A 16,423-nucleotide genomic window follows, 5' to 3' on the forward strand; every position below is an offset into this window, starting at 1 on the left:
TCACGCTGAAGGCATGGGTCGCGAGCCCCGACAAGGATCGCGGCCCACCTCGGTGCTGCCCAGCCGAGGCGCACGCTGCGACCCTGTCCCGCTCCTCGGCAGCGTACGCGTTGCGCCCGAGCGCCATGCACCGCGCTTCTTTGATATACAGGCCAGGACGGAACCGAGGGTACGGATGAACGGTGACGCGGATTACAAGGCTGTCGTCGCGGAGAACCAGCAGCTGAAGCAGCGCATCCGGGAGCTGGAGGAGGCCGAGGAGGCGCGGGATCGCCTCCAGGCGGAGCTGCGCCAGAGCGAGGAGCATGCGCGCGTCTTTGTCACCTACAGCCCGGCTGCGGTGGCCATGTTCGATAAAGACATGCGCTACATCCTGGCCAGTCATCGCTGGCGGGAAGATTTCGGCATGAAGGAGAAGGACATCATCGGCCGATGTCATTACGATCTCTTCCCCGAGATCTCCGAGCACTGGAGGGAGATCCACCGGCGCTGCATCGCAGGGGCCTCGGAATCGAATGATGAAGAGCCCTTCGCGCGGGCCGACGGGAGCGTCGACTGGGTGCGCTGGAAGATCTTTCCCTGGTACAAGTCGACCGGCGAGATCGGCGGGATCATGCTGTTCTCCGAGGTGATCACCGACCGGAAGCGGCTCGAGGATACGCTCCGGTTGCAGGCGAAGACGCTCCTGGAGCTGTCGACGCCCATCGTGCCCATCAGCCAGGGCGTCCTCGTGCTGCCGCTCGTGGGCGTGCTGGACGCGGCGCGGGCGCAGCAGATGATGGAGAACCTGCTGAGCAAGGTGGTCGAGCGGCAGGCGCGGGTGGCGATCATCGACGTCACCGGCGTGCCGAACATCGACGCGGCCTCGGCGAGCGCCCTCCTGCAGGTGGCGCGGGCGGTCCGGCTGCTAGGGGCGCAGGTCGTCCTGACGGGCATCCGGCCGGAGGTGTCCCACGCCATCGTCAGCCTCGACATCGATCTCGCCGGCGTCGTGACCCGCCGTGACCTGCAGAGCGCGATCTCGTTCGCGACCGGGATGAGCCTGGCGCCCGCGTCGCCGTCCCGGCCTTGACGCACCTCGCCCCGGGGCTGCTGCTGGAGCAGCACCCCCGCAGCACGCGCCTGCTGCTCCAGCAGCAAGGGCTTGTCCGGTATAACGGATCCGTGTCTTTTGAAGCGGACGTAAGCCTGGTACGCCGCATGCAAAACGCAGAACGCAGAATGCAGAACGCAGAACGCAACCTGCAGCGGCGCATCGAGCGTCGAGCTGCCTTCCTGACAGAGCGCGCGGCGTGTGCCGCGTGCGGCTGAGTTTCCTTCATTGCCGGGAGGCATCGGGGCCTTCGAGCCCTCTCTGAACTCTCCCCCCGGGACGGCGCGCTGGAGCGTGCGGGCGCGGTCACAAGGCCGAGCGCATCGATGGTGCTTCCGCCCGACCTGCCCTGCTGGCCACGGTGAAGGCTTGGTCCGCACAGTGCAATGCGTCAGGGCGATAGTCGACCTGAAGAAAGCCATGAAAGATCCAGTGATCGCGATCGACGCGGTCTCATCCATCCTCGCGATCACGACCCTGACGAACGCCCTCCCGGGCGCGCCAGCCGTCGTGTGGCGCCGGGTCGCGACGCGCCCTGCGCTCTGCGCAGAGGCGCGCTCCGCAGCGCTCCCCCGGCGCTCGCGGCGGCTCGCGCCCCGCCGGATCGGCGCTGACGTCGAGCGATGGACCGCCACGCGCTGTAGGGGCGCCGCGCTCGCGGCGCTCTAGCTCGAAGGCCTCTCACATTCTCAGCACAGGAGCGGGCGCCTGGTCGGCGCGCGGCCTCGTGCGCCCTGGGCGCGGCTGCCCGGCGCCGATGGCCGCCGCGTGACCGCGCGATCGCGCCATGGAGTCATCGTCATGAGCGTCTCATCCTCTCACCTCTCGCTGAAAGACGGCAAGAAGACCTCTCGCTCGTGGGTGGTGCGCGACAAGCTCGATTACCCGGTGATCGACACCGATCTGCACACGATCGAGTTCGCGCCGATCCTCGAGGATTACATCGCGAAGTACGGCGGCGCGAAGTCCGTCGACGAGTTCCGCGACGCCATCAACCGGGGCTTCGGCTACCTGAGCAACGAGTGGTACGAGCTCACGCCCGAGCAGCGCGCGGCGCAGCGCTCGGTCCGCCCGCCGTGGTGGGCGCTGCCGACGAAGAACACCCTCGATCTCGCCACGGTGTCGCTGCCCAGGCTGCTTCACGAGCGGCTCGGCGAGTCGGGGACGGACTACGCGGTCCTCTTCCCGAACGTCTCCACGTTCGCCACCCACGTCGGCAAGGAGGACCTGCGCCGGGTGCTCATCCGCGCGGTCAATGCCTATCACGCCGACGTGTACCGGCCGTACGCCGACCGCCTCACGCCTGTCGCGGCCATCCCGCTGCACACGCCGGAGGAGGGCGTCGAAGAGCTCGAGTTCGCCGTGCGCGAGCTCGGCCTCAAGGTCGCCCTCATCCCGGGCAACCTCCGGCGGCCGATCCGGTCAGTGGCCGAGAAGTACCCGTCGCGGCACCACCCGGACGTCGCGCGGCACGCGAACTGGCTCGACACGTTCGGCGTGGACAGCGAGCACAACTACGACCCGTTCTGGGCCAAGGCGGTCGAGCTCAGGACGGTGCTGACCACCCACTCCGCCGGGATGGGGTGGACCAGCCGCAGCTCGGTGTCGAGCTACATGTACAACCACATCGGCCACTTCGCCTCCGCCTCCGAGGCGCTCGCGAAGTCGCTCTTCTTCAGCGGCGTGACGCGCCGGTTCCCCGATCTCCGCGTCGGCTTCCTCGAGGGCGGGGCGGCGTGGGGCGCGACGCTGTTCGCGGATCTGGTGGGGCACTGGGAGAAGCGCAATGGCAGGGCGGTCCAGAACTACAACCCCGATCTGATCGACGCGAAGCTGCTGTACGCGCTCTACCAGCAGTACGGCGATGAGGAGGTCGGGGCGCGGCTCGGCGACATCCACGCTGTCCTCGGCGGGGCGCTCGGCGTCTCGAACAACTCGCGGAGGCAGCCGCAGGACCCGGGCGCGCTCGACGACTTCGCGGCGGCGGGCATCGAGCGGATCGAGGACATCCGCGACAGGTACGTGCCGAACTTCTACTTCGGCTCGGAGGCGGACGACCCGACGATCGCGTACGCGTTCAACACGAAGGTCAACCCGCTCGGCGTCCAGCTCAACGCCTTCTGGGCGTCGGACAGCGGCCACTGGGACGTGCCGGACCTGACCGAGGTCCTCGCGGACACCTGGAGCCTCGTCGAGCGCGGGGCGCTCACGGAGGCGAACTTCCGCGATCTCGTGTTCACCCATCCCTACAACTTTTTTGCCGGCAAGAACCCCGGCTTCTTCGCCGGGACCGCGGTCGAGCAGAAGCTGCGGAAGAGCAAGGCGGCCTGAACGTGGAGCGTCGGGCGGGGCGACGGAAGCAGCCCCGCCCGACCGTAGCTGTGAATCAACGAACCCCTCTGGATCCATTCATGCGTTTGCTCGACCGCTCAAGAACCGCCATCTCATCGATCCTCGCGACGACCGTCGTCCTTTGCGTGACGCAGGCGAGCGCGCAGAACCCGCCCGGCAGAACCCAGGGCGAGCGTCCCGCGCCTGCGCCCGCCGGCGCGGCCCCTGCGCCTGCCGCCGTGCCTCCCGCGGCCCCTGCGCCTGCCGGCGCGGCTGCTGCGCCCGCTGGCGCAGCCCCCGCCGCGCCGGGAACCGCGGCCGCCGCCCCGGCTGGTCCCGGCGCCACCCCCGGCGCGCCGGACCCCGGCGCCCCGCCCGCGGGCGACGCAGCCGCGGAGGCCTTCGTCGAGCCGGATCCCAACGCCGTCACGCGGGACGACCTGCAAGGGCTCGTCACCGACCTCGAGAACTTCAAGTTCCAGTGGCAGCGAGAGCGCGATCTCCACACCGCCCTCTCGACACGCTCCCTCCTCGTCGGCGGCGTCATCCAGGCGCGCATCGGATGGACGGAGCAGCCGGTGAACACGGCGACCTCGAACGATCGCAAGGTGACGTTCGACACGGGCGCCGCGACCCTCACGTTCAATGGCATCCTCTACAAGGACTACGAGGAAGGCCGCAACCTGACCTACTCGGTGCGCTTCGGCGCCTCGCCCCAGCAGGCGAGCAACAACAGCTTCCTCAACCTGCTGGACGCCCAGCTGGCGTACTCCGTGCTCCCCACCCTCGCCCCCGAGGACTGGGTCCTGCAGGTCACCCTGGGCCAGCAGCTCCTGCCGTTCGGGCTGGAGGTCCCCGCGAGCGAGGAGCTGAAGCCGGTGATCACCAACGCGCAGTTCACGACGAAGCTCGGGCTGAACCGGCGCGACCTCGGGCTCATCGTCCGCGGCGACGTGCTGCCGCAGGTGGACTACGGCTACAACTACCGTGCTCCCCTCCTCGCCTACGCGATCGGCATCGTCAACGGGAGCGGGCCGAACACGACCGACGACAACAGCGAGAAGGACATCATCGGCCGCCTCGCGTTCACCGTGCCGTCCGACTACAACTCGATCCTCCGCCAGATCACGCTCGGCGGGAGCGCGTACATCGGCTGGCAGAACACGTTCCTCAAGGACGAGAAGAAGACGCTGTCCGGCAAGGGCGTCAAGCGCCGCTTCGGCGGCGACATCTACTACAACCACTATCCGATCGGCGTCACCTACGAGTTCATCTACGGCCAGGATGACGTGACGCTCGGGACGACGGCGGAGGACCCCAGGAAGACGAGGCAAACCAGCCTGTCGCACGTGGCGACCTTCTTCTACAACTGGGGCGAGCAGTTCCTGCGGGGCTACCGCAACCAGGGCCGCTACGACGACTGGTGGCCGAAGACCTACCAGCCGTTCCTCCGCGTCGACCTCTTCGACCCCAGCACCGAGGTGCAAGAGAACCGGGTCGACGTCTACACGCTCGGCTTCAACGTCTTCTTCGCGGAGACGACGAAGTTCCAGCTCAACGTCAACCGTCGAGACGACCGCACGAGCACCGAGGGGGCCAAACACGAAATCCTGGCCCAACTCCAAGGCGCCTTCTGAGCGATGCTCGCCCGCTTCGGATACGGGCCCACCTCGACGTTTTCGGTGCTCGGCGTACGTGAGTACGCCTGCGCGCCGAAAACGCCGATCTGGGCCCGTCTCCTGTGCGGGCGAGCCTCGCTCGGGGGGCGGGTGGCAATGAATTCAGAGAGGGTATTTATGAGACGAGCTTTGGTTTTGGTGCAGATGTTGGTCGCGGTGATTTTGACGTTGTCGGCGCATGTGGCGCGGGCGGAGGCGCCTGGCGTTATCCGGGTGGCATTTGCGGGGGTGGGGATCGGGAACCGGCCTTTTGTCGGCGGTAGCAGCTTGAGCGTGGTGCACGCGCGGGGGCTCCTGGAGGAGGAGTTCAAGAAGGACAATATCAAGATCGAGTGGTCCTTCTTCAAGGGGGCCGGGCCCGCGGTCAACGAGGCGTACGCGAACCGGCTGCTCGATTTCGCGCTCCAGGGAGATCTGCCGTCGAGCATCGGCAGGGCAGGAGGGCTCAAGACGAAGCTCCTCGCGGGGGTGTCGACGAGGCAGCATACGTACCTGGCCGTCCCGGCGGACTCGTCGATCGCGTCGCTCGCGGACCTCAAGGGGAAGAAGGTCGCCCTCTTCAAGGGCACGAATCTGCAGCTCGCCGTCAACAAGATCCTCGCGGGCAGCGGGCTGTCGGAGCGCGATCTCCGGATCCTCAACATGGACAGCGCGACCGCGAAGGCGGCGCTGGCGACAAGGGACATCGACGCCGCCTTCGGCGGGTACGACCTGCTCACGCTCCAGGACCAGGGGGTCGCCAAGATCGTCTACTCGACGAAGAACGACTCGCCGGCCTACCTGCGGCACGCCCACCTGATCGTCACCGAGGACTTCGCGAACAAGTATCCCGACATCACGAGGCGCGTCGTCAAGGTCGTGGTGCAGGCCGCCCACTGGATCGCGCAGAACGAGGCCAACCCGGCGCCGATCTACCAGCTCTGGTCCAAGTCGGGGGTGCCGTACTCGAACTTCAAGGCGGACCAGACGGGCGACTCGCTCAAGGTGCGCGCGAGCCCGCTGTTCGATGACTACCTGATCTCCCGCTACAAGGCGGCCGTCGCCGACGCGAAGCGGTTCGGCCTGATAAGGAACACGTTCGACGTCGACTCCTGGATCGATCTGCGGTTCCTGAACGCGGCGCTGAAGGAGCTGAACCTCGAGGGCTACTGGCCCGAGTTCGACGTGAACGGGAAGGTCAAGCACCCCGGGAGGTCATGAGAGGAGAGCGCGCGGCGAAGGGGCCTAGCGCAGGGCGGAACGCCACGAGAGAAAGGCAACCAAGATGACGCAGCAGGGAATTCAAGAAAGCCAGACCCAGGCCGGCTACAAGCTCGCGGCGCCCGACGTGGCGCTGCCCGCGGGCGGCGCCTCCAGGCTCCTGTCGCGGAAGGTGGGCAACGTCGCCGTGGGGCTCGTCTTCCCGGCGGCGCTCCTCCTCGCGTGGAGCTACGCCTCGCAGCGCGAGCTGATCCCGGCGCAGATCCTGCCCGCGCCAGGGCTCGTCGTGCAGACGCTGACCGAGCTCGCGAGCTCGGGCGATCTGCACACGAACATCGCCATCAGCCTCGGTCGCGTCCTCGGTGGCTTCGCCGCGGGCGGCGCGGCGGGCCTCGCGCTCGGCATCGCCATGGGGCTCTCGCGGCGGTTCGAGGAGCACGTCCACCCGCTCTTCAAGGCGCTCGCGCAGGTCCCCGCGCTCGCGTGGCTGCCGCTGGTCATGATGGTGGCGGGGATCGGCGAGTCGCTCAAGCTGATCCTCATCGCGCAGGCGAGCCTCGTCCCGGTGGCGATCAACACGTTCGAGGGCATCAAGAACGTGCCGAGATCGTACATCGAGGTGGCCCGGGTCTTCCGCTTCAGCCATGCTCAGCTGCTCCGGAAGGTCGTGCTCCCCGCCGCGGTGCCGTCCATCGCTGTCGGCGTCCGTTACGGCCTGACGCAGGCGTGGCTGTCGCTCGTCACGGTCGAGCTCCTGGCGTCCTCCGAGGGCGTCGGGTTCCTGATCGTCTGGGGCCGCCAGCTGTTCCAGCTCGACGTGGTGCTCGCGGCGATCCTCGTCGTGGGGATCGTCGGGCTCGTGCTCGACAAGGGGCTCGAGGCGATCGAGGCCCGCCTCCTCCGCTGGCGGCGCGTCGCCCTCTAACACCTCACAGAAGAACCCACACGATGAGCGCCATCACCCATGCTCTGATCCAGCCGCGGCTGCGGCGCGGCCTGCTCCTGCCCGTCCTGCTGTTCGTCGCGTGGCTCGTGGTCTGCCGCTACGAGCTCGCCAACACCCGCATCCTGGTCCCGCCGCTCGCGGTCTGGAACGCCGCGAGCGCGCTGCACGAGAGCGGCGATCTCTGGGTACACCTGCGCGCCAGCCTCGTCCGGGATCTTTTGGGGCTCGCGCTCGGGATCCTCGCGGGCGGCGCCGTCGGCGGTCTGCTCGCCGTCTCGCGCACCGCCGACAAGCTGTTCTCACCGAGCTTCCACGCGGCGAAGCAGGTCGCGCTGTTCGCGTGGATCCCGCTCATGTCGGTGTGGCTCGGCGTGGGCGAGCAGGCGAAGATCGCCTTCATCGCGCTCTCCGCCTTCTACCCGGTCGTCGTGAACACCTATGAAGGCGTGCGCAGCGTCGGTGTCGAGCACATCGAGGTGGCGCGGGTGCTCCGCTTCTCGCGGTGGCAGACCCTCCGCAAGGTCATCCTGCCGTCCGCCGCGCCGTCGCTCTTCGCGGGCGTGCACCAGGGGCTCATCTACGCGTGGCTCGGCACGCTCGGGGCCGAGTACCTGCTCGAGCCCGCCCCCGGGATCGGCAGCCTGATGGTGGACGGGCGCGAGCGCTTCGCCATGGATGTCGTGCTGGTCGGGCTGATCGTGTCCGGCCTCGTGGGCTTCGGCCTGAACGCGCTGGCCAAGGCCGCGGAAGACCGCCTGTTGCGATGGCGCGTCCGCGGCGTGTGAACGTCGCCAACGTCGCCAACGTCGCCAACGTCGCCAACGTCTGATTCCGTCTGCTTCGTCTGCTTCGTCTGCTTCGTCTGCTTCGTCTGCTTCGTCTGCTTCGAGGAGGAACTCATGGGCTCGCCTGGAGTCATCAACATTCGTGATGTCAGCAAGAAGTACGTGGTCAAGGACAAGCCCCTCGAGGTCCTCCGGGGGATCGGCCTGACCATTCACCCCGGCGAGTTCATCAGCGTCGTGGGCACGAGCGGTTGCGGTAAATCGACGCTCCTCCGGCTCCTCGTCGGGCTGGACGGCGACTACGAGGGCGACATCCTCGTCGGCGGCGCGCGCGTCGAGGGGACGAGCCTCGATCGGGGCATCGTCTTCCAGGAGCACCGGCTCTTCCCCTGGCTCACCATCGAGCAGAACGTCGCGCTCGGGCTCGAGAGCTCGGCGTGGACGGGGGCCGAGAAGGCCCGCGCCGTCGACGAGCACCTCGAGCTCGTGGGCCTGTCCGGGTTCAAGCGGGCGTACCCGCACCAGCTCTCCGGCGGCATGGCCCAGCGGGCGGCGATCGCGCGAGGGCTGGTCAACCGGCCGGGCATCCTGCTGCTCGACGAGCCGTTCGGCGCGCTCGACGCGCTGACCCGCGCGAAGCTGCAGCAGGAGCTCCAGCGCATCTGGCAGGAGGAGAAAGTCACGATGATCCTCGTCACGCACGACGTCGAGGAGGCGGTGTTCCTCGGCGATCGCGTCGTCGTGCTCGAGCCGCGGCCCGGGAGGATCAAGCAGGTCGTCCCTGTCGGCGCGCCGCGCCCGAGGTCCCGCACCGATCACGAGATCAAGGCCCTCGTCGACGAGGTGCGCGGCTACCTGCTCGAGGCCTAGCGCGACGGCTCGAGGCGCAGCGTGACGGAAGGCCCGAAGCCATCTGGGACAGCCGGTAGGGCCGCGCCGGAGAAAGATCTCTGGCGCATGGCAGGACCATCCGTTATAATGGACGAGCCATCCGCTATCATGGTGAGTAAAGCCCGATGACGATGCCCTTGCTCACGCTTCCCAACACGAGCTCGCCGGCCCTTTCTGTGCGCGCCAAGGCGCTTGTCTTCGAGGATCCACGCTCGCAGGCGATCCTCGAGCGGATCCGGCAGCTCTCGCCGAGCGACGCGACGTTGCTCGTGACGGGGGAGACCGGCACGGGCAAGGAGATCGTGGCCCGTCACATCCACGCGTTGAGCCACCGGCGGGGGCGGCCCTTCGTGGCGGTCAATTGCGGCGCCTGGTCGGAGTCGCTCGTCGAGAGCGAGCTGTTCGGCCACGAGAAGGGCGCCTTCACGGGGGCGACGACCTCGAAGGCCGGGTGGTTCGAGGCCGCGGACGGCGGGACGCTGTTCCTCGACGAGATCGGGGATCTGTCGCTGCCGCTCCAGGTCAAGCTGCTCCGCGTGCTGCAGGAGCGCGAGGTGGTGCGGCTCGGCTCGCGCCAGCCAATCCCGATCGACGTGCGGCTCATCGCGGCGACCAACGTGAACCTGGAGGAGGCGGTGATCGCGCGGAAGTTCCGCGAGGATCTCTTCTACCGGCTCAACGTGGCGACGCTGGCGCTCCCGCCGCTGCGCGAGCGGCCGGGCGATATCCTCCCGCTGGCGCGCTACTTTCTAGAGCTCTACGCCCACCGGCTCGGCTCGGGGCCGGCCGTGCTGACGGCGGAGGCGACGGCGCGGCTCCTCGGGCACCCGTGGCCCGGGAACATCCGGGAGATCGAGAACGCGATGCACCACGCGCTCCTGGTCTGCAAAGGCCAGGAGGTCACCCCGGCGGATCTGCGCCTCACGGCGCTCCTGCCGAAGGCCGGGGCGAGCGTTCCTCCGCCGGAGGAGGGGGCGACGGGCGCCGTGTCCCAGGTCAGGCCGACGCCGCAGGCGACGGCGCTGGAGGGCGCGCTGCTCGCGCTGTTCGAGCAGAACCTGCCGAACCTGCACGAGCAGATCGAGGAGACGATCATCCGGACGGCGTACCGCTACTGCGATCGCAACCAGCTCCAGACGGCCAGGCTGCTCGGCATCAGCAGGAACATCGTGCGCGCGCGGCTCGCGCAGTTCGGGGAGCTGGCGCGCTACCGGGCGTCGCGCGGCGGGACGGCGGCCGCCGCGTTCGGGCGAGGGGAGGCGAGCTCCGCGCCGCGCGCCCCGGGGACGACCTGAGCGCGCGCGTCAGCTCGGCGCTGCTGGGCGCGCTGGTCCCGGCGGGCGCGGTGAGGTGAGCGAGGCGTGCGGGGGCGCCTTAGGAGCGCGACGGGGAGGCCGGCCGGGGACGACCCGGCGTGCGGGGGCGAGCCCTCGCGGCCGGGGTTCTGATCCCGAGGGCCTCTCGCACCGTGTTGGCCGTGGCCGCCTGCGCGATCCACCGATCGAGCTTCGCCGCGTCGGCGCAGGCCCGGATGCGCGTCTCGTCGTCCTGCGAGGGGGAGAGCCCGCGCGCCCGCAGCAGCGTGAGCAGCGCGTCTTGACGGCCCTTGGCTTCGCCCTCGGCTCGGCCCTTGGCCTCGCCCTCGGCCCGGCCCTTCTTCCGTCCCTGTGCTTCGAGGAAGAGGCGGAGCTTCCGGGCAGCGGGTGTCTCCGGGATCTTGTCGGGATTCATCGATGCCTCTCCGAGGAGCTCCAGCATCCGCTCGCTGAGCACGGAGAGGATCGCACGCTGCTGGGCCCGTCGCAACGCGCGCGGCAGCCGCTCGGTCAGCTCGAATGCTCGCTCGACGACGGCGCGCGCCCGAGGCCCATGGCGGTGCTGCATGGCCCAGGCCGCGAAGAGCGCGAGCTCCGGGTGGCGCTCGTCGAGCAGCGCCTTGCCCTCGGCGTGGCCGAGGTGGAGCACGACGGGCTTGAGCTGGAGCAAGGTCCCGAGGCGCGTCCGCACGCACGCCACGCGCTCGGCTCAGCGGGCGACGGCGCGGCGCGCGGTGATGACGATCACGTCGCCGAGCGCGCCGGTCTGACTGAAGAGCAGGCTGGCCGCGAGGGGCCACCGGCGGCGCTTGGCCGGATCGACGCTGCGTTGCAGCTCGACAAGGACCCAGCGGCGCCGGCCGCCATGAAGGACGAGATCGAGCCGCAGCTCCGCCGGCTTCACGAAGCGGAGCGTGGCGTCGGCGGGCTTGAGGCGTCGCGGCAGCTTCACGCCGGTGATCTTGGAGACGAGCGCGCCGAGCAATCCGGGCTGCTCACGCAATGCGACGATCAGGACCTCATGCGGTGTGCTCGGCACGGCGCGTGACTACGCCGAAAGGGTGGTGAGCGGCCAAGTTCTGCTCGTCTCCCGCGCCCACTCCACTGCAGCGCTCGGGGGCACGCAGAATGCAGCGCTCGGGGGCACGCAGAATGCAGCGCTCGGGGGCACGCAGAATGCAGCGCTCGGGGGCACGCAGAAATCCAAATGGGCGTATCGACCGGCGCGTAATCAAACAATCCGCCAAGGGCGCGCCTGCCTCGCTGGACTCGCAACACAACCTGATGGATCGCGCCGCACTGGCCGCGATGGCAAATAGCCATGCTCCTTTTTCCTGCCGTCGCCGGGCGCCGCGGCATTGCGAGGAACCTGGGCCCGGCGCCTGTCCTCGCAATCAGCGGGTCGCGCGCGCGCCGTGCGGCGGACGCGGCGATCGGCGAGCAGGCTACCGCGGCGGGGCTTCGCAGGCCCGTCGCGTCACCTCGTGGCGGTAGTCGAACATCCGCTCCAGCTTGCGCCGGACGAAGAGGCCGCCGCCGAGCCGGCCGATCGCGCCGAGCGGGAGCTCGTACTCCACGCGGTCCGTGAGGTAGCAGCCGCCCGAGCCGTCGGGGTCCATGCGGTGCGTGTGCACCCAGCGCTTGAACGGCCCGCTGCGCTGCGTGTCCTGGAACATCCGCCCCGGCTCGTACTGCGTGTGCTCCGCGACCCAGCGCAGAGGGACGGGGCCGACGCGCGTCTCCACGACCACGCGCGCGCCGACGAGGATGCCGCCGGTCTTCTCCAGCACGCGCGCGTGCTCCCAGGGGGGCGTGAGGCGCTCGAGGGCGTCAGGCTCCTCGTGGAAGGCGAAGACCCGCTCGGGGGGCGCGGCGATGCGCGTGCGCTTCTCGAAGGTGGGCATGCGCGAGCATGGATCGCATTACGCCCCTCTTCGAGGCTCTTCGAGGAGCGGACGCGCATCACCGCCGCTCCTGGCGGCCTCTCGACGTGGCGTCAGAACACCCACGACCAGGTGACCGCGGCGGGCTCGGGGGGCGGGCCGGGCATCACGCCGGCCGCGTACCGGGTCTCGCTCGGCCGGATCGGGTGGACGGCCGCGATCGCGAAGCCCGTCACGTGACCCAGGATCATGCCGGCGCCGACGTCCTGCCACGAGTGCGCGCCGGCGCCGATCCGCAGCGCCATCGTCACCACCGTGGCCGCCTCGGCGAGGGCGAGCGCGCCGAGGCGCGGCGCGGCGTCGCCGGTCGTGCGCAGCGCGAGGTTCAGGCGCGCGCCCGCGATGGCGGCCACCGGGGTCGTGTGACCCGAGGGGAAGGCGTCGAAATCGAGGTCGGTCTCGCCGCACCGATCGGTCCGCCACGAGCGCGGCCGGCACCGGCCCGACAGGCGCTTGATCACGTTCGAGAGGCCGGTCGACAGCGCCACCGCCTCGACCTCGATGAGCGACGTCCTGAGCGCCCGCGCGTAGGGGCGGGGGACACCGGCGCCCGCGAGGTAGCTGCCCTCGAGGGCGTACCCGCCGCCGAGGAGGAGCAGCGTGCCCGCCGCGGCGCCGGTGATGTCGCTGGCGAGGCCGACCGCGTCGTTGCGCTCCTCGCTGGAGGCGGCGCCCCACCCGGAGCGCCGCTGGGGGAGCAGGTACGTCGCGAGCGACGCGGTGCAGGCCGCGGCGAGGGCCACCTCGCCGCCCGGCGCGCCGAACGCCCAGTCCGGGGCCGCCGGCCCCGCCTGCGCGGCGGCGGGCGCGCTCCACGCCAGCGCGCACACGCAGGCGAGCGGCGCGGCGTACCTCACGGCTTCTTCGCTGCGGGGGGCGCGGGCGCAGCGGGCGCCGACGGCTTGCCGGGCACTGCCGGCTTGCTGGCCGCCGCCGCCGGTCCGGCCGTCACGCCTGGCGCCTTCTGCACGATGACCTCACCGAGCTGCAACGCCGAGAGCTGCTCTCCGACAGCGCCGGCGTCGCCCACCAGGACGACCCGGAGCTGCTCGGGCACGAGGTACTTCTGCGCGACCCGCTGCACGTCCGCGGGCGTGATGCGCTGGAGCCTCGCCGGTCGCGTCGCGTACTCGTCGAGCGGCAGATCGTAGACCGCGAGGCCCGCGATCGTCGACGCTGTCGCGTCCGCCGTCTCGAAGCGCGCCGGCAGCTGGCGGATGAGGTTCGCCTTGGCGTCCGCGAGCTCCTCGTTCGTGATGGGCTCCCTCCGCATCCGGTCGATCTCCGCGAAGATCTCCCTCACGGCGGGGCCCGTGTTCTCCCGCACGATGGCGCCGCCCGCGGCGAACGGGCCCGCTCCGTGGCGCATGTCGAAGCCGGAGCGCGCGCCGTAGGTGTAGGCGTGCTTCTCGCGCAGGTTCAGGTTGAGCCGGCTCGAGAACTGCCCGCCGAGGAGCGTGTTCATCACGAGCAGCGCGTCGTAGTCCGCCGTCGCGCGCGGCACGCCCGGCAGCGCCACCGTCACGGTCGACTGCGTGAGCCCCGGCCTGTCGACGACGACGACGCGCGGCGCGCCCGCGGCGAGCGCCGGCGGATCGGCGGGGATCGCCGCCTTGGCGGGGGCGGGCGGCGCGGAGGCCGGGCCCTTCCAGGCGCCGAAGACCCGCTCCACTTCCTTCACCGCGTCGGCCTTGGTGATGTCCCCGGCGATGGCGACGGTCGTCAGCTCCGGCCGGAACTGCGCGGCGTGGAACTTCGCCAGGGCGCCCGCCGTGATCTTCTTCAGCGCCGCCTCGGTGCCGATCAGCGGCGCGCTGTACGGGTGGCCCTCGGGGTAGAGGACCTGGGCCTGGGCGATGGAGAGGAGCGACGCGGGGCGATCGTTCATCTCGGCGAGCTGGGTGATGCGGCGCGACCGCTCGCGCTCGATCTCCGCCGGCGCGAAGGCCGGGTTCATGTACGCGTCGCCGAGCAGCGTGAGCATCTCGCCGAACCGCGGCGTCACGCTCTGGCCCTCCACGCCGCCGCCGTCGAAGCCGACCGCGGACGAGAAGCTCGCGCCGAGCTTGCCGAGCGCGTCGCTGAGCGCGAGCGCGCTGCGGGTCCTGGTGCCCTGCATGAGCATCGCGCCCGCGAACGCGCCGACGCCCGGCTCGGCCTGGTCGGCGCCGCGGACGGTCGTCACGTCCACGGCCACGATCGGCAGCTCGTGCCGCTCCACGACGAGGACGCGGATCCCGTTCGCGAGCTTCGCCTCCTCGATCCGCGGCGGCTGGAAGACCACCTCCGGCCCGGGGGGAGGCGGCGATTTGCGGAAGTCGTCCGCCGCCGCGGCGGCGGGCGGCGCCGCGGCGGGGGGCTGTGCGCCGGGGGGCGCGGGGGGCGGCGTGGACGTGACCGGAGCGCAGGCGGCGAGCGCCACGGCTGCGAGCGAGGCGGAGACGGTTCGTTTCATGCGCATGGGCTCAACCCCCCTTCGGCGCGGCCGGGCCGGCCGCAGGCTTGTCGACCGCGGGCTTGTCGCCAGCGGGCTTCATGAGGGCCGGCGCGGCCGCCGGCTTGTCGGTCGCCGGCGCGGCCGCGGGCTTCGCGCCTGCCGGCGCGGCCGCGGACGCCGCGACCGCGGGCTGCACGCTCGCCGCTGCCGACGGCGCCGCGGTGGTGGGCTTCGCGCCCGCCGCCGCGGGCGTCGCCGCCCCGGTCTGCTTCACGAGGCGCCCGGCCTTCGGAGCGCCCGGCTTCGGCGTGACGAGGGCGATCACGCGCCTGCCCTGGGGCAGGAGATCCGCGGTCGCCTTCTGCAGGTCGGCGGCGGTGGCCTTCTCGTACCTGGCCACGTCCTTCGGGAAGTACCCCGGATCGCCGGTGAGCTGGTTGTAGTTGTTGATGGCGTTCGCGCGGGCCGTCACCTGCTCCATGCTGAAGACCAGCTCCGAGAGCACCTTGGCCTGGGCCCGGTCGTGCTCGTCCTGCGTCGGCGGCGCCTTGCGCAGCCGATCGAGCTCGGCGTCGATCAGCTTCAGGGCCTGCTCGGGCGACTTGCCCTTCTTCAGCGTGGCCGTGATCTGGAAGGTGCTGGCGAGCTGGCTCGATTGCTGGAACGCGAAGACGTCCTGCGCGATCTGGAGATCGTACACGAGCTTCTTGTAGAGGCGGCTCGTCTTGCCCGAGGCGAGGACGTTGGCGACGAGGTCGAGCTCGGCGTCGCCGGGCGCGAAGCTCGGCGGCGTCACCCAGCTGATCGTCACGCGGGGCAGCTCGACGTCCGCCTCGATGTCGAGGCGCTTCTCGGTCGCGAGGTCCCCGGGGTCGGGCTTCGTCGCCACGGGCGGCGGGGCGCCCTTCGCGATGGGGCCGAAGTACTTCTGGATGAGCTCCTTCGCACTGTCTCGCTCGATGTCGCCCGCCACGACGAGGGTCGCGTTGTTGGGCACGTAGAACGTCCGGAAGAAGGCCTTCACGTCGTCCATCTGCGCCGCGTCGAGATCCTCGGGCGTGCCGATGGTCAGCAGGTGGTAGGGGTGGCTCTCCGGGAACTGGGCCGCGCGGAGGAACTGCGGCACGAGGCCGTAGGGCGCGTTCTCGTAGTTCTGGCGGCGCTCGTTCTTCACGACGTTGCGCTGGCTCGTGAAGGTCGCGTCGTTCGCGTGGTCGAGCAGCCACCCCATCCGGTCGCTCTCCAGCCAGAGCACCAGCGCGAGCTCGTTGGCGGGGACGGTCTCGAAGTAGTTGGTGCGGTCGCTGTTCGTCGTCCCGTTGCGTTCGCTCGCGCCGGCCCGCTCCAGGTACTTGAAGAACATGTCCTCGCCCACGTGCTTCGAGCCCTGGAACATGACGTGCTCGAACAGGTGCGCGAAGCCGTTCTTCCCGCGCGGCTCGTCCTTGGAGCCGACGTGGTACCAGACGTTGACGGCCACGACGGGCGTGCGGTGATCCTCGTGCAGGACCACCTCGAGCCCGTTCTCCAGCGTGTACTTCTCGACGGGGATCGCGACGCTCACGCTGGTCGCCGCCGCCGCGGGCTGCGCCTTCGTCGCGACCGGCGCCGCCGCCGCGGGCGTGGGCTTGGCCGCAGCTTGAGCCGCCGCAGGCTGCGCCGGCGCTGCGGCCGGGGGCGCGGCATAGGCGGGCAACGTCAGACCGAGCGCGGCGACGAGCGCGCTGGACAGGGACGAGAGCGCCCGGAGGCGCGTCCGTTCGGACCGGTGGTGGGCTCGCATGGGCGCGGTTTTAGCGCAG

Annotated in this window: 16 protein-coding genes; 10 read left to right on the forward strand and 6 right to left on the reverse strand. The window is 70.4% G+C overall.

What is annotated here, in order from left to right:
- The first annotated feature begins 52 nt into the window (after positions 1 to 52).
- The 10 genes from WMF45_RS07495 (at position 53) to WMF45_RS07540 (ending at position 10,220) form a co-directional block, all read left to right on the forward strand.
- Entirely contained in the window at positions 53 to 1,072 is a 1,020-nt protein-coding gene (locus tag WMF45_RS07495; protein WP_437716256.1) for an STAS domain-containing protein, read from the forward strand.
- Complete coding sequence (locus WMF45_RS07500) at positions 1,069 to 1,311, forward strand: hypothetical protein (protein WP_437716257.1); 243 nt, start codon at positions 1,069 to 1,071, stop codon at positions 1,309 to 1,311. The genes WMF45_RS07495 and WMF45_RS07500 overlap by 4 nt, the downstream gene beginning before the upstream one ends.
- Positions 1,312 to 1,513: 202 nt before the next feature.
- Positions 1,514 to 1,762 carry a hypothetical protein gene (locus WMF45_RS07505; protein ID WP_437716258.1) on the forward strand — a complete coding sequence of 83 codons (249 nt, stop codon included), beginning with the start codon at positions 1,514 to 1,516 and terminating at the stop codon, positions 1,760 to 1,762.
- Positions 1,763 to 1,894: 132 nt separating this feature from the next.
- Complete coding sequence (locus WMF45_RS07510) at positions 1,895 to 3,424, forward strand: amidohydrolase family protein (protein WP_437716259.1); 1,530 nt, start codon at positions 1,895 to 1,897, stop codon at positions 3,422 to 3,424.
- Between the two features lie 80 nt (positions 3,425 to 3,504).
- Positions 3,505 to 5,061 carry a hypothetical protein gene (locus WMF45_RS07515; protein ID WP_437716260.1) on the forward strand — a complete coding sequence of 519 codons (1,557 nt, stop codon included), beginning with the start codon at positions 3,505 to 3,507 and terminating at the stop codon, positions 5,059 to 5,061.
- A gap of 159 nt (positions 5,062 to 5,220) precedes the next feature.
- Entirely contained in the window at positions 5,221 to 6,303 is a 1,083-nt protein-coding gene (locus WMF45_RS07520) for an ABC transporter substrate-binding protein (protein WP_437716261.1), read from the forward strand.
- A gap of 64 nt (positions 6,304 to 6,367) precedes the next feature.
- Positions 6,368 to 7,228: an ABC transporter permease gene (locus WMF45_RS07525; RefSeq protein WP_437716262.1), complete on the forward strand. Its 861-nt coding sequence runs from the start codon at positions 6,368 to 6,370 to the stop codon at positions 7,226 to 7,228.
- 23 nt (positions 7,229 to 7,251) lie between these two features.
- Entirely contained in the window at positions 7,252 to 8,034 is a 783-nt protein-coding gene (locus tag WMF45_RS07530) for an ABC transporter permease (RefSeq protein WP_437716263.1), read from the forward strand.
- A 114-nt stretch (positions 8,035 to 8,148) separates the two neighbouring features.
- The gene (locus tag WMF45_RS07535) at positions 8,149 to 8,904 is read left to right on the forward strand and encodes an ABC transporter ATP-binding protein (protein ID WP_437716264.1); all 756 of its coding nucleotides are present in this window, start codon (positions 8,149 to 8,151) and stop codon (positions 8,902 to 8,904) included.
- A gap of 152 nt (positions 8,905 to 9,056) precedes the next feature.
- Positions 9,057 to 10,220, forward strand: a complete 1,164-nt coding sequence (locus WMF45_RS07540) for a sigma-54 interaction domain-containing protein (RefSeq protein ID WP_437719506.1) — start codon at positions 9,057 to 9,059, stop codon at positions 10,218 to 10,220.
- Positions 10,221 to 10,299: 79 nt separating this feature from the next.
- Here WMF45_RS07540 and WMF45_RS07545 read toward each other — a convergent pair whose 3' ends face one another.
- The 6 genes from WMF45_RS07545 to WMF45_RS07570 all read right to left on the reverse strand — a co-directional run bounded on the left by WMF45_RS07545 (position 10,300) and on the right by WMF45_RS07570 (position 16,404).
- Positions 10,300 to 10,932 carry a hypothetical protein gene (locus WMF45_RS07545; RefSeq protein WP_437716265.1) on the reverse strand — a complete coding sequence of 211 codons (633 nt, stop codon included), beginning with the start codon at positions 10,930 to 10,932 and terminating at the stop codon, positions 10,300 to 10,302.
- An 18-nt stretch (positions 10,933 to 10,950) separates the two neighbouring features.
- Entirely contained in the window at positions 10,951 to 11,280 is a 330-nt protein-coding gene (locus WMF45_RS07550) for a hypothetical protein (RefSeq protein WP_437716266.1), read from the reverse strand.
- 406 nt (positions 11,281 to 11,686) lie between these two features.
- Positions 11,687 to 12,145, reverse strand: coding sequence for an SRPBCC family protein (locus WMF45_RS07555; protein WP_437716267.1), 459 nt, complete (start codon positions 12,143 to 12,145; stop codon positions 11,687 to 11,689).
- A gap of 92 nt (positions 12,146 to 12,237) precedes the next feature.
- Entirely contained in the window at positions 12,238 to 13,041 is an 804-nt protein-coding gene (locus tag WMF45_RS07560; RefSeq protein ID WP_437716268.1) for a phosphatase PAP2 family protein, read from the reverse strand.
- Complete coding sequence (locus WMF45_RS07565) at positions 13,038 to 14,645, reverse strand: M16 family metallopeptidase (protein ID WP_437716269.1); 1,608 nt, start codon at positions 14,643 to 14,645, stop codon at positions 13,038 to 13,040. The genes WMF45_RS07560 and WMF45_RS07565 overlap by 4 nt, the downstream gene beginning before the upstream one ends.
- 4 nt (positions 14,646 to 14,649) lie before the next feature.
- Positions 14,650 to 16,404: a M16 family metallopeptidase gene (locus tag WMF45_RS07570; protein ID WP_437716270.1), complete on the reverse strand. Its 1,755-nt coding sequence runs from the start codon at positions 16,402 to 16,404 to the stop codon at positions 14,650 to 14,652.
- Positions 16,405 to 16,423: the final 19 nt, after the last annotated feature.

It is taken from the genome of Sorangium sp. So ce448 (genome assembly GCF_051520915.1).
Lineage (GTDB): Bacteria > Myxococcota_A > Polyangia > Polyangiales > Polyangiaceae > Sorangium > Sorangium cellulosum_B.